General features: G+C 47.1%; 15 protein-coding genes and 1 tRNA gene. 2 read left to right on the top strand and 14 right to left on the bottom strand.

The window, feature by feature from the left end; translation table 11 throughout:
- Positions 1-35 precede the first annotated feature (35 nt).
- Positions 36-191 carry a YtzI protein gene (gene ytzI / locus BLQ44_RS12485; RefSeq protein ID WP_093194240.1) on the top strand — a complete coding sequence of 52 codons (156 nt, stop codon included), beginning with the start codon at positions 36-38 and terminating at the stop codon, positions 189-191.
- Between the two features lie 262 nt (positions 192-453).
- Here the strand turns inward: ytzI and BLQ44_RS12480 are convergent, their stop codons facing one another.
- The 10 genes from BLQ44_RS12480 to BLQ44_RS12435 all read right to left on the bottom strand — a co-directional run bounded on the left by BLQ44_RS12480 (position 454) and on the right by BLQ44_RS12435 (position 9,142).
- Positions 454-1,050: a YdcF family protein gene (locus BLQ44_RS12480; RefSeq protein ID WP_093194239.1), complete on the bottom strand. Its 597-nt coding sequence runs from the start codon at positions 1,048-1,050 to the stop codon at positions 454-456.
- A 95-nt stretch (positions 1,051-1,145) separates the two neighbouring features.
- The gene (eno, locus tag BLQ44_RS12475) at positions 1,146-2,435 is read right to left on the bottom strand and encodes a phosphopyruvate hydratase (protein ID WP_093194238.1); all 1,290 of its coding nucleotides are present in this window, start codon (positions 2,433-2,435) and stop codon (positions 1,146-1,148) included.
- Between the two features lie 27 nt (positions 2,436-2,462).
- The gene (gene gpmI / locus BLQ44_RS12470) at positions 2,463-4,001 is read right to left on the bottom strand and encodes a 2,3-bisphosphoglycerate-independent phosphoglycerate mutase (protein ID WP_093194237.1); all 1,539 of its coding nucleotides are present in this window, start codon (positions 3,999-4,001) and stop codon (positions 2,463-2,465) included.
- On the bottom strand, positions 3,994-4,755 hold the full coding sequence (gene tpiA / locus BLQ44_RS12465) for a triose-phosphate isomerase (RefSeq protein ID WP_093194236.1): 762 nt from the start codon (positions 4,753-4,755) through the stop codon (positions 3,994-3,996). Before tpiA ends, gpmI begins: the two co-directional genes overlap by 8 nt.
- Before the next feature lie 18 nt (positions 4,756-4,773).
- Positions 4,774-5,955, bottom strand: coding sequence for a phosphoglycerate kinase (locus tag BLQ44_RS12460; protein WP_093194235.1), 1,182 nt, complete (start codon positions 5,953-5,955; stop codon positions 4,774-4,776).
- Positions 5,956-6,085: 130 nt separating this feature from the next.
- Entirely contained in the window at positions 6,086-7,093 is a 1,008-nt protein-coding gene (gene gap, locus BLQ44_RS12455; protein ID WP_093194234.1) for a type I glyceraldehyde-3-phosphate dehydrogenase, read from the bottom strand.
- A gap of 35 nt (positions 7,094-7,128) precedes the next feature.
- On the bottom strand, positions 7,129-8,157 hold the full coding sequence (locus BLQ44_RS12450; RefSeq protein ID WP_093194233.1) for a sugar-binding transcriptional regulator: 1,029 nt from the start codon (positions 8,155-8,157) through the stop codon (positions 7,129-7,131).
- 138 nt (positions 8,158-8,295) lie between these two features.
- Positions 8,296-8,532 carry a glutaredoxin family protein gene (locus tag BLQ44_RS12445; protein WP_176757516.1) on the bottom strand — a complete coding sequence of 79 codons (237 nt, stop codon included), beginning with the start codon at positions 8,530-8,532 and terminating at the stop codon, positions 8,296-8,298.
- 37 nt (positions 8,533-8,569) lie between these two features.
- Positions 8,570-8,794 (bottom strand): hypothetical protein, encoded by a 225-nt coding sequence (locus BLQ44_RS12440; protein ID WP_093194231.1) that lies wholly within the window; start codon positions 8,792-8,794, stop codon positions 8,570-8,572.
- A gap of 274 nt (positions 8,795-9,068) precedes the next feature.
- A tRNA-Arg gene (locus BLQ44_RS12435) sits at positions 9,069-9,142 on the bottom strand.
- Between the two features lie 186 nt (positions 9,143-9,328).
- Between BLQ44_RS12435 and clpP the strand changes: the two genes are divergently transcribed.
- Entirely contained in the window at positions 9,329-9,910 is a 582-nt protein-coding gene (gene clpP / locus BLQ44_RS12430; protein WP_281241420.1) for an ATP-dependent Clp endopeptidase proteolytic subunit ClpP, read from the top strand.
- A 222-nt stretch (positions 9,911-10,132) separates the two neighbouring features.
- Here the strand turns inward: clpP and BLQ44_RS12425 are convergent, their stop codons facing one another.
- From BLQ44_RS12425 to rapZ, 4 genes are all read right to left on the bottom strand, one after another.
- On the bottom strand, positions 10,133-10,387 hold the full coding sequence (locus BLQ44_RS12425) for an HPr family phosphocarrier protein (RefSeq protein WP_093194229.1): 255 nt from the start codon (positions 10,385-10,387) through the stop codon (positions 10,133-10,135).
- Positions 10,388-10,510: 123 nt separating this feature from the next.
- A complete protein-coding gene (gene whiA / locus BLQ44_RS12420; protein WP_093194228.1) occupies positions 10,511-11,470 on the bottom strand; it encodes a DNA-binding protein WhiA in 960 nt (319 codons plus the stop codon).
- A gap of 15 nt (positions 11,471-11,485) precedes the next feature.
- On the bottom strand, positions 11,486-12,451 hold the full coding sequence (locus BLQ44_RS12415; RefSeq protein WP_093194227.1) for a gluconeogenesis factor YvcK family protein: 966 nt from the start codon (positions 12,449-12,451) through the stop codon (positions 11,486-11,488).
- Positions 12,451-13,338, bottom strand: coding sequence for an RNase adapter RapZ (gene rapZ, locus BLQ44_RS12410; RefSeq protein WP_093194226.1), 888 nt, complete (start codon positions 13,336-13,338; stop codon positions 12,451-12,453). The genes BLQ44_RS12415 and rapZ overlap by 1 nt, the downstream gene beginning before the upstream one ends.
- Positions 13,339-13,480: the final 142 nt, after the last annotated feature.

Raw genomic sequence — 13,480 nt, 5'->3', positions numbered from 1 at the left:
ATGAACAAGACACTTCCTGAGAAGGGGGAGCTCGCATGACTTTCACGATTGTGATGCTGATATCGGTAGCGATCATCATCGGTATAGCTGCTGCCTTTGGTACAGCGATTTCCAAAGGATACGCTTATAAGCATACCGTTGATCCGCACCCTGAGGATGAAGAAGAGGAATCATCGAACGAAAAAAGCTGAGCCCGCGTTGGCTCAGCTTTTTTGTGTGGTCAGTAAGGGGATATAAGACGTTCCTCCATCGCTTAGGAAGTAAATTGTCGCATAAAAAGTCTTATGAGGTGATTTTCACATCAGGTTTCAGAATAATGTTTGAATCCCAGGGATATCAGACGATTTCCGCTTATCACCAGAATATTTCACCTCATACCTTAGACAAGCAATGGAACCCTCTGGTCACACACCACCTAAAAAAGGGACACCCACAATCGGGTACCCCTTTACACTAGATCAAAGAGCCGAGGCGGTCGAAGGCGTGACCGACCTCATAACCCATGTAATAGACCCATTCTTTAAAGAAGAACGGAAATTTCGTCTCCATGGTCTCATAGGCAGAATAATCGGTTGCTACGCCTTCCGCATTCATTCCTATATCCTCCGCCATGGTAACGGCTCGCTTCAGGTGATATTGATCACTGACGAGATAGTACGTATTAATCGAATGTTCGTCTGACAACTTCTTCGCCTCTTGAAGATTTTCTTTCGTGACGAGAGAGGTTTCCTCCACCAATATGTTTTCTTCCGGAACCCCGGCCTCTATTGCTGTCTGTTTCCCTACTTCCGCTTCTGAGAAAGCTGCTTCCCCGCTTTTTCCTCCTGTGAAGATCAAATATTCCACATGTCCTTTTTGATAAAGGTCAATCGCTTCTTTGATCCTTCCATGAAAGACTGGACTCGGGCTTCCGTTCCACTGCGCCGCGCCGAGAACGATTGCGGCGTCCGCTTTCTCCTCCCCTTCCACCCCATATGTCCAAACCTGGTAGGCACTGAGGGCAGCGAATAGTACGGAAATCACAAAAATGAACTGAATAAATCTTTTCATTGTTTTTCTCCTTCGATGGTGTCCCTCTCCTATCATACTATGGAGATAAAAAAAGAAAAAGTCCCAGTTTCACACCGGGACTTTTGTAAATGATCTTACTTGTGCTGCAAGTTATAGAATGCTGTTTTGCCAGCGTATTTCGCTGTATCAAGCAGCTGGTCTTCGATACGAAGAAGCTGGTTGTACTTCGCAACACGGTCCGTACGGGACGGAGCACCTGTCTTGATCTGGCCTGCATTCGTCGCAACGGCGATGTCAGCGATTGTGGAGTCTTCCGTCTCTCCGGAACGGTGGGAGATGACAGCTGTATAGCCGGCACGCTTCGCCATTTCAATCGCATCGAACGTTTCTGTAAGTGTACCAATCTGGTTCACTTTGATAAGGATGGAGTTGCCTACACCCTGCTCGATTGCACGGGATAGCTTCTCTGTGTTCGTAACGAATAGGTCATCTCCGACAAGCTGGACTTTGTCACCGATACGATCTGTAAGAAGTTTCGTACCTTCCCAGTCATTCTCGTCCAGACCGTCTTCGATGGATACGATCGGATACTTGTTGATGAGCTCTTCGTACCAGTCGACCATCTCTTCAGATGTGCGGGTCACGCCTTCACCTTTCAGGTTGTACTTGCCGTCTTCGTAGATTTCAGAAGATGCGACGTCCATCGCAAGCTGAACTTCTTCATTCGGCTTGTATCCCGCTTCTTCGATCGCTTCGATGATCGTAGAAAGGGCTTCTTCGTTGGATCCAAGGTCCGGAGCGAATCCACCTTCATCACCGACACCTGTGTTGTAGCCTTTGTTCTTAAGAACTTTCTTAAGGGCGTGGAAAATTTCAGCACCCATGCGTAGTCCTTCTTTGAACGTAGGAGCACCTACAGGCATAATCATGAATTCCTGGATATCCACGTTGTTATCCGCGTGCTCTCCACCGTTCAGAATGTTCATCATCGGTGTAGGCAGTGTATGAGCGAAGAATCCTCCCAGGTACTTGTAAAGCGGAAGACCGGAGAACTCAGCAGCAGCACGTGCAGCTGCCATGGAAACGCCGAGAATCGCGTTCGCTCCAAGGTTTCCTTTGTTGTCGGATCCGTCGATTTCTCTCATAAGGTTATCGATGATCACCTGTTGGGTTACGTCGATACCGAGGAGTTTTGGTGCAATCTTTTCGTTGACGTTCTCTACTGCGTTCTGAACGCCTTTACCAAGGTAACGGCTTTTATCTCCGTCGCGAAGTTCTACTGCTTCGTATTCACCTGTGGAAGCACCACTTGGTACAAGCGCTGTACCGAATGCTCCGGATTCTGTATATACTTCGACTTCCACTGTCGGGTTACCGCGGGAGTCCAGTACTTCGCGTGCATAAATATCTGTAATATATGGCATGAAAATCTCTCCTTTAGCTTTAATGATTTATTTTTTGATGATGGATGTGCCGGTCATTTCTTCCGGTTTTTCTACACCCAGAAGATCGAGCAATGTAGGAGCGAGGTCTCCGAGAACACCGTCGTTCTTAAGCTCTGCTCCTTCTTTCGTGACGATGACCGGTACAGGGTTCGTCGTATGAGCTGTCATAGGGTCACCTTCTGTCGTCGTCACTTCGTCCGAGTTACCGTGATCGGCCGTAATGATCGCAGAACCGCCTTTATCGATGATTTTATCCACGATTTTACCAAGACACTCATCAACAGCTTCAATCGCTTTGATCGTCGGCTCCATTTTACCGGAATGTCCGACCATGTCCGGGTTGGCGAAGTTCAGGATGATTGCATTGTGATTGTCTTCATCAAGGTCCTTGAGTAACGCGTCCGTCACTTCATAAGCACTCATTTCAGGTTTCAAATCATAAGTTGCAACATCCGGAGAATTGATGAGAATACGGTCTTCTCCTTCGAATTCATCCTCACGTCCACCGCTCATGAAGAACGTGACGTGCGGGAACTTCTCTGTTTCCGCAATACGGAGTTGAGTCAGTTCATTCTTCTCGAGAACCTCACCGATTGTGTTCTTCAATTCGTTCGGTGGAAAAATGATCTTATCTGTATCTACGGTGTCACTATAGACCGTCATGGATACAAAATAGATGTTTTTCGGCGCGTCTCCGCGGTCGAACTCATCGAAGTCATCATTGGCGAACGTCTGGGAAAGCTGGATCGCGCGGTCTGGACGGAAGTTCGCGTAAACGATCGCATCTTCCGACTCTACCTTCGCTACCGGTTGACCATCCTCATCTGTAAGAACTACCGGTTCTACGAATTCGTCGTGGACATCTTCCTCATACGAGCGATCTATGGCTTCAAGAGCATCGGTCGCTGTGTGACCTTCCCCATGGGCTATAGCGTCATACGCTTTCTTTACACGGTCCCAGCGTTTATCCCGGTCCATCGCATAGTAACGGCCGGAAACGGTAGCGATTTTACCGACACCGATCTCCTCCAGCTTATCTTGAGCTTGTTCGATATACGTCTTAGCTGATTGTGGCCCTACATCGCGTCCATCAAGGAATGCATGCAGGTACACATCTTCAAGACCTTCTTTCTTCGCAAGCTCCATAATAGCAAGGACGTGATTGCTATGGCTGTGGATGCCACCGTCGGACAACAGCCCAAAGACGTGAAGCGCCTTGTTGTTATCCTTCGCATGACGTACAGCTCCAAGAAGCGTTTCATTTTCGAAGAATTCTCCGTTACGGATCGCCAGGTTGATACGCGTAAGACTTTGATACACGACACGACCTGCACCGATATTCAAGTGCCCAACTTCGGAATTCCCCATTTGTCCTTCAGGGAGCCCGACAGCTTCTCCGCAAGCAGTCAGTTGAGAATGAGGGAACTGGTTCCAGTAACGGTCGAAATTCGGTGTATTTGCGGCTTTGACGGCATTCCCGTAGTCTTCGTCTCTGAGAGCGTAGCCATCGAGAATGATCAAAGCGCCCAGTGGTTGCTTACTCATGTTTGCCTGCCTCCACAAGTTTAAGGAATGAATCTGCTTCAAGACTAGCTCCGCCGACAAGCGCTCCATCGATATCAGACTGGGATAGAAGCTCGTCTACGTTAGCCGGCTTCACACTTCCCCCGTACTGGATACGTACAGCTTCTGCCGCTTCTGTTCCTGAAAGCTTTCCTACGACTTTACGGATGTGTGTACACACTTCATTCGCCTGCTCAGAAGATGCAGTACGACCTGTGCCGATTGCCCAAATCGGTTCGTAAGCGATGATAAGATTCTTCACCTGTTCGTCTGTCAAACCTTCAACCGCTTTTGTAATTTGAGCTTCTACATGATCCATCGTTTCATTCGCTTCGCGCTGTTCAAGAGATTCTCCTACACATACGATCGGTGTAAGGCCGTGATCGAATGCTGCGTGCGTCTTTTTGTTGACGATTTCGTCTGTTTCCCCGAAAACATCACGACGCTCGGAGTGACCGAGAACGACGTACGTTACGCCAAGTTCTTTCAGCATAACCGGGCTAACTTCGCCGGTGAATGCGCCTTTTTCTTCGAAGTACATGTTCTGTGCACCGATTTCCACATCAGAGTCCTTCGTCTCTTCTACAAGTTTCTGAAGAAAAGGAAACGGAGCACATACGACTGATTCCACTTCCCCTTTGGCAGGGACGTTGCCTTTCACTTCATTAATGAAAGATTCTGCTTCTGTGTGCGTCTTATTCATCTTCCAGTTACCTGCAATCACTTGTTTACGCATAGATCTTCACCTCTTTTATTATTTGTCGTTCAATACTGCTACGCCAGGAAGTTCTTTCCCTTCCATGAACTCCAAGGAAGCTCCTCCGCCTGTAGACACATGGTCCATATCTGAAGCATAACCGAATTTCTCTACTGCTGCTGCAGAGTCTCCACCACCGATGACGGAGTAGCCTTCTGTTTCAGCAAGAGCTTTCGCCACTGCTTTGGTACCATTCGCGAATGTTTCAAGTTCGAATACTCCCATCGGTCCGTTCCAGATGATAAGCTTCGAATCTTTGACGATCTCCGCGTACTTCTCGCGTGTCTTCGGTCCGATATCAAGCGCTTCCCAGTCAGCCGGGATTTCTTCGATGCTTACTTCTTTCGTGTTGGCATCTTCTCCGAAATCATCCGCAACGATGACATCTTCCGGCATGATGAAATTCACGTTGTTATCTTTCGCTTTTTGCATGTATTGTTTCGCAAGATCGATTTTATCTTCTTCGAGAAGGGATTTTCCGATTTCATACCCTTGAGCTTTTACGAACGTATAAGCAAGGCCGCCTCCGATGATCAGGTTATCCACTTTATCGAGCAGGTGATCGATAACGCCGATTTTATCTTTCACTTTGGCACCGCCGATAATTGCTGTGAATGGACGCTCCGGATCAGATAGAGCTTTTCCGAGTACGTCGAGTTCCTTCTGCATGAGAAATCCTGCAACAGCCGGAATATATTCAGCTACACCGGCAGTGGATGCGTGAGCACGGTGAGCAGCGCCGAAAGCATCGTTCACGTAGAGATCAGCCATGTCAGCGAAAGCTTTTGCGAGTTCCGCATCATTCTTCTCTTCACCCGCTTCAAAACGCACGTTCTCAAGAAGCAGAACGTTTCCATTCTCAAGCTCGGATACAGCTTTCGTCACTTCTTTTCCGTACACTTCGTCGGATTTAAGTACATCCGCTCCCAGCAGATCACTCAGACGTTTCGCTACCGGATCTAGACGAAGTTCGTCATGCGCTTCGCCTTTCGGACGACCGAGATGACTTGCCAGAATGACTTTCGCGCCATTGCCGGTCAAGTGCTGGATGGTCGGAAGTGCAGCTTTGATTCTCGTATCATCGGTCACTTCCCCGTCTTTCATCGGTACGTTGAAGTCGACACGACAAAAAACCGTCTTTCCTTCTACCTGTACATCACTGATTGTTTGTTTGTTCATCTTCAGGCAACCTCCTTTTGTGTCCCCGCTATAGATTATTCCACTATTCCACGCGGGAAAAACGCTGAAATTCCTTTATACATGGAGAAAGGAGGAGGACATAGGACCTCCTCCTTTTCAACATTACCTCTTATAGGCCTTGTTTTTTAAGATATGCAGCAAGGTCTACACAACGGCTGGAGTAACCGAACTCGTTGTCATACCAGGAAACGACTTTCACCATATTGCCTTCAAGGCTCAATGTGGAAAGAGCGTCGATTACGGAAGAGTTCGTGTTTCCGTTATAGTCGGAAGAAACAAGTGGCTCTTCGCTGTAACCCATGATGCCTTTAAGTTCGCCTTCCGCTGCTTCTTTAAGTGCAGCATTCACTTCTTCTACAGAAGCGTCTTTCTCAAGCTCTGCTACGAAGTCGACGATAGATACGTTTTGTGTCGGAACACGCATAGCCATACCGCTAAGTTTGCCTTCAAGTTCAGGCAATACTTTTGTAACAGCCTGAGCTGCACCAGTTGTTGTAGGGATGATGTTCTGTGCTGCAGCACGTGCACGACGGTAGTCTTTGTGTGGCAGGTCAAGGATCTGCTGGTCGTTCGTGTACGAGTGAACTGTAGTCATCATACCGCGCTTAAGTCCGAACTTGTCGTTAAGAACTTTTGCATATGGAGACAGGCAGTTCGTTGTGCAGGATGCGTTAGAGATTACGTGGTGGCTGTCTTTGTCGTAGTCACCTTCGTTAACACCCATAACGACTGTAAGGTCTTCGCCTTTAGCCGGTGCAGAGATTACTACTTTCTTAGCTCCTGCATCGATGTGTTTCTTAGCATCGTCACGCTGAGTGAAGCGACCAGTAGATTCGATGACAACTTCTACACCTAGGTCTCCCCAACCAAGCTGAGCCGGGTCTTTTTCAGATTTAACGATGATTTCTTTCCCGCCTACAACGAGATTCTCACCATTAACTTCCACTTTTTCTTCAAGTGTACCGTGAACGGTATCATACTGAAGAAGGTGTGCAAGCATATTTGCGTCTGTAAGGTCGTTTACAGCAACTACTTCTACTTCGTCGTTATTCAGTGCAGCACGGAATACGTTACGTCCAATACGTCCGAAACCGTTAATACCTACTTTTACTGTCATGTTAAATTCCTCCTTAGGATGTTCATGAAATTTATTTAAAGGGACGTATCCCTTATCAACTCTTTCGCAGCGCCTTCATCGGTGATGAGAACGTTACTCTTTCCCGGACGGAAATAAGATGCGATGGCATCCGCCTTGGATCGTCCTCCGGCTACGGCGATTACCTGCCTGTCCGTTTGGAGATCTTCCAGCTGTAAGCCGACTGTTCTCACTTTGTGTACCACTTCTCCGTTCTGGTTGAAATAGTACCCGAACGCTTCCCCTACCGCGTGATTATGTTTGATATTCTCCAACTGGTCATCGGGGGTCTTTCTTCTTTCTGCCATCGTAATCGCGTCACCAATCCCATGAACGATAATGTCAGAAGAGCGGATGATGCCTAGCACTTCCTTTACGGAAGGTTCTTCAATGATGGTCTGATAGGATTCTTCACTGATCGGGTCCGGTACATAAAGCAACCGGTAATTCCCCATCACTTTTCTCGCCATCTCCACACAAATCGTGTTAGCCTGGTGTTCGACTCTCTCCCCAAGACCTCCTCTTGCAGGAACAAAAAGGCTATCTTCCATTCCCGAGTAAGGCGTCATCTGAGAGGCGACCGCAGCCATCGTCGTTCCTCCAGTAACAGCGATCGTCTGACCGGGATCGGATACGGACTGCATGTAACTGACGCAAGATTTGCCCATTTCCTGTTTCACCCAACCGTGCTGATCGCTATCGCCTGGTACGACAATGACAGAATCCAGTTTTAGTTTTTCCCTTAAACGGTTTTCTAAAACCTGTACACCGGCAAGCTCCTTCATGTAATCCGCCATATCTTCAAGTACATGACGACCTTCTATGGTAAGAAGCAGGCCCTTCGTCGTTACATGGACCATTCCCTGACTTTGCAGAAAATTGACTTCAGAACGGATCGTCCGCTCCGCAAGCTTCATATTCTCTGCAAGCGTTCTGCGTCCTACAGGCTCCATCAACTGAATGTGATGCAAAAGTCGATATCGAAGCCGTATGACGTCGAGAACATCCGGATATAATTTTTTCTGTAATTCAATCCATTCTCGCATAATCGTTGCTCCTTTTACTAAAAGAGGGAATCCCGGGGCAATTTTGTCCCGATATTACATATAATGTCCCGCTCGGAGCAAAAAAATATCTCTTTCACCGTTAATACTATCAATAGGTGTCGAAAAGTGCAAGTGCAATTAATCATGCAAGCGCTGTCTTATCTCGACTTCGCTCAATTGCGGGAACATAAGCTCTTCTCCGTTCACGGAGACGACCGGAATCTCCAAAGCATATTTATCGTGCAATGTCTCATCGCTCTGTATATCTATTTCCCGAAATTCCAGAATGTAATCATCTTTCAATAATTCAATCCATATTTTCGCCTCTTCACAAAGCGGGCATCCCTGCTTTGTGTACAATAGGATTTCATTCACAATAATCACCATCCCATTCATTCAAAAAAAAGAGCACTCATGACGCGTGCCCTTTTCCATCGTAATAACCACTATCTATCTTTTTCTGTTTCATTCTTAAAAACGTGCGCAGTTCTTTCTCGACGGACCACTTCGGAGCCCGGTCCATCAGTTCATAGTTAAAAGAAATCTTACTCTGCGTTTTCATATCGAACATATGAATTCTTCGGCTGTCGATCAACTGGTCAGTCCACAATATTTTGAAACGGATAATGTTTGACATAGTACCTCCTTAAGGCCGAAGCGATAACACCTACTATGATCCATTATAACAGAAAAAAGCGAATTTTCCCATAGTTGGAGACATGCCTGCTTATTCACATTCATGAGGTCCGCAGAATCTCCCGGAAGGTCCGCGAATACCTGTTGAACCTTGCTGAATGTCCTGAAAAAACCCTTTGAACTCCGCAAAAACCCTTGCTATGTCCGTATTTGCTTCATTTACAAAGAAGACCTCCCACTCTGATCGTGGAAGGTCTTCTTCTTAGATTTCCCAGTGCGCCCGAGAGGACTTGAACCCCCGACCTATAGAACCGGAATCTATCGCTCTATCCAGCTGAGCTACGGGCGCATATCGACACAAGGACTATTATAAACGGTGACGAAGAAGAACGCAAGGAAACTTCGCATGTTTATTTCCTTTTCATGAGGGAAAAATGGGTTAAGAGTGCATAGAAGTTTTTCGTTTGACCTTTATTGACCATAAAGGTATGATGAACATACACAATCATTCATAGAGAATGAAGAGGAGGAATACATTATGAATTTAGTACCAACAGTCATTGAACAAACGAACCGCGGAGAACGTGCTTATGACATCTACTCCCGGCTATTAAAAGACCGCATCGTCATGCTTGGAAGCCCGGTCGACGATAACGTAGCAAACTCGATCGTCGCTCAGCTGCTTTTCCTTGCTGCAGACGATCCGGAGAAAGACATCTCCCTATACATCAACTCACCAGGTGGCTCTATTACAGCTGGAATGGCCATCTTCGATACAATGCAGTTCATCAAACCTGATGTATCCACAATCTGCACAGGTATGGCAGCATCCATGGGGGCTTTCCTGCTTAACGCCGGTACAGAAGGGAAGCGTTATGCACTTCCAAACAGTGAAGTTATGATCCACCAGCCGCTCGGCGGAACACAAGGTCAAGCTTCCGACATTGAAATCCATGCGAAGCGCATCATCAAAATGAGAGAGAAACTTAACAAAATCCTCTCCGAGCGCACGGGTCAGCCATATGACGTCATCGAACGTGACACTGACCGTGACAACTTCATGTCCGCATACGAAGCTGTTGATTACGGCTTGATCGACAAGGTGATGGAGAAGTAAGAATAGGAAGTGGAAACGACCGTTTAGACACTAATGCATAAGCAGGACGACTGGAAAAGGTGCTTTTTCCTTTTTCATGCCGTCCTGCTTATGTCGCTAGTGTCTGGTCGTTGTAACCGGACTAAGAATAGGAAGTGGAATCACTCCACTTAAAAATGCGACCTGTCAGCAGGTCGCATTTTTTATTCATCGTTTTTTGTTCATATGTTCACAAAAATAGAGCTACGACTCTTTCACGAAAGCTTCAAGCTCGCGGATGGCATCTTCTTCGTCCTGACCATCGGTAACAAGGATCACTTCTTCTTCACTTGCAATAGCCAGACTCATAAGTCCCATGATACTTTTCGCATTGACGCGCTTCTCATTCTTTTCAATGAATACATCCGAATGAAAACGATTCGCCAGCTGGACGAACTGTGCTGCCGGGCGTGCCTGTAACCCTGTAGATAACTCCACTTCCACTTTTCGTTCGATCACCAAACATTCTCCTTTCACGACTCTCTATCTGAAAGCGCATTCAGTCCTTTTATAAAAAAACGCCTCCGCTCAGGGAAAGCGTTTCTATTTATCACATTGTAGCATAAAAGCGTGGGAATTACATTAGTTCACCTCTGAACTTTGTGTAACTTCTCCACGTCGTACCTTTTCGGCAAACTCATCAATTTTTTTCAATCGGTGATTGATGCCTGATTTGCTGATCTTCCCTCCTGGCAACAGTTCCCCGAGTTCCTTAAGCGAAACGTCCTGGTTCTCGAGACGTACGACTGCCAGATCTCTCAGTTTCTGAGGCATCGCATCGAGACCCACGGTACTTTTGATGAAGCGGATATTCTCCACCTGGCGGAAAGCCGCCCCGATCGTCTTGTTCAAATTCGCCGTCTCACAGTTCACAAGACGGTTCACGGAATTTCTCATATCCCGTACGATCCGGACATCTTCAAATTTGAAAAGCGCCTGGTGAGCTCCTATATTGCTGATGAATTCTGTGATTTTTTCAGCTTCTTTCAGATAAGTGATGAAACCATTTCTCCGTTCAAGCGTCCTAGCGTGCAGCTCAAAGCTGTTCATCAACTCACAGAGAGCTTCGTTATGATGCTCATCCGATGAATAGATTTCCAGGTGGTAGGAAGATGTCTCAGGGTTGTTCACTGAACCTCCTGCAAGAAAAGCTCCTCGCAAGTAAGCCCTTTTGCCTTTGGTCGTCTGGACATATTTAGCCGGAATCCTGGTGTTCACGGATAGCGGGCCATCCAGCACCTCAAGTTCTTTCAATATGACATCCGCGTGCTCTTTCATACGTACGATGTAGACATTATTCTTCTTCAGACGCATCTTTTTCCTGACCAGCAATTCCACCGGATAAGGAAACAATTGCTTCATAAGTGTATAGATGCGCCGAGCGATAGCCGCGTTCTCTGTCTGAACATCAAGCAGGTACTTCTTATTTCTGAGTGAGAACGTGCCATTCATCCGCACAAGGGCAGCAAGTTCCGCTTCATTCGAATCGAAGTCCGCTTTCATGTTCGTCAGTTCTTTCTTAATTTCCGAAGCGAAGGACATCATTCTCCCCCCTTTCTAAACGATACGATTCTCAAGCAAGTAATATAACAAATGAGACAATTTCTCCGGATCATGACGGATCACAGGCTGTGACCTGTCGATGATATCCTCTTCGATGATTTTTATTCCCATAGTCTTCAGCCGGTCCAGGTCATACGTGACGGGTTCCGCATTTTCTTTCGCATACAGCTTGCGGGCTTCCGATTCTATCGGTTGATTATGAACGATAATGGAATCGACGATACCCTCTCCAACGTGGTCAATGATAGCCTGAAGATGATCTGCTGCTGAATAGTTCGACGTCTCGCCTTCCTGCGTCATCACGTTACAGACATAGGTGATCGTCGCCTTCGTTTCCCTCAAAGCTTCTTTCACTTCCGGTATGAGGAGATTTGGAAGAATGCTCGTATATAAACTTCCCGGGGAGATGACGATCAATTCGGAGTTCTTGATCGCTTCGATCGCCTCCGGAAGAGGTTCCACCGGCATCGGACTCAGATATACCCGCTTTATACGCTTGTTCGATTCAGGGATTTTCGATTCCCCGGAAACGACGGAACCATCTTCCATTTCAGCGTGGAGGTTCATGGAATACTTGGATAAAGGGTAAATGTTCCCTTTAACATTCAACACATGAGAAATCTGCTTGATCCCGTCATAAAAATCACCGGTCATATTCGTAAGTGCCGCCAGCAACAAGTTTCCCATCGAATGACCGGAAAGCCCGTTCCCATCAGGGAAGCGATGCTGAAACAGATCCAGAAGCATCGGTTCCGCATCGGATAAAGCTGCAATCACGTTACGAATATCTCCAGGGGCCGGGATTTCCATTTCGGAGCGCAGTTTCCCAGAACTGCCTCCATCATCGGCAATCGTCACGAGTGTCGAAAGGTTGATCGGCTGTTTTTTCAGACCTCTCAGAAGAACCGGCATTCCGGTGCCTCCTCCAATGACGAGGACTCTGTTATCTTCCTGTTCCATTATGATAAGCCCTTTCTCTTCTTAATATCTCTGTGTGTCACTTTTGTAAGGAACTCGTCCTTAAAGGCGTCTGCCAAAAATTCAGCGATAGCGACTGAACGGTGCTGACCGCCTGTACAACCGATCGCCACTACGATTTGGGATTTTCCTTCTTTCCGGTAACGCGGCAGCATGAACGCCAGCAGATCTTTCAGCTTGTCCAGAAATTGCTTCGTCTCCGCCCACTTGAACACGTAATTCGACACCTCTTCATCAAGTCCTGTCAACGGACGCATGTGTTCCACATAGTGAGGGTTCGGCAGAAAACGTACGTCGAACATCAAATCTGCATCGATAGGCACCCCGTGCTTGAACCCGAAGGAAACCATCTGAACGGAAAACACCTGCTGCTCTTTCTCCTTGAACGTCTGCAGGATATCTTCACGCAAAGCACGTGGCTTCGAGTTCGTCGTATCGAAAATGGTCTGAGCTCTCCCTCTCAGTTCATCAAGCATCTCTCTTTCCTGCTTGATCCCTTCAAGAGGAAGTCCGTTCGGAGCCAAAGGATGTGAACGTCTCGTCTCCTTATACCGGGAAACGAGTGTCTGGTCTTCGGCATCGAGGAACAGGATGTGGTCTTCGAGCCAGTTCTCCTCGCTCAATCGATCCAGAGATTCGATCAGGGAATCGAAAAACTCCCTTCCGCGCAGGTCCATCACGAGTGCTACATTCGTAATGTTGTTGCTCGGGTCTTTCATCAGCTCTAAGAACTTCGGCAACAATGTTGGTGGCATATTATCGACACAAAAGTAACCGAGGTCCTCGAAGCTCTGAATGGCTACGGTTTTTCCGGCACCCGACATGCCGGTGATAATGACCAGTTTCGCTTTCGCTGCTTGTGGATCCATGATTCTCCCCCTCACGGTACTAACGTTTCTTCTATCTATATATTATACATCGTTCCAGGCATTTCACACAAAAAAAGCGCAGGTGATCTACACCTGCGCTCCAAAGGTATATCTTAAAAAAGGGGGTCAATAATTCACTTAC

Origin of the sequence: Salimicrobium halophilum (genome assembly GCF_900100295.1) — a bacterium.
In the GTDB taxonomy this organism is placed as follows: Bacteria; Bacillota; Bacilli; order Bacillales; family Halobacillaceae; genus Salimicrobium; species Salimicrobium halophilum.
The sequence above is the reverse complement of the archived record's forward strand: the minus strand, read 5'-3'. Positions and strand labels throughout refer to the sequence as shown.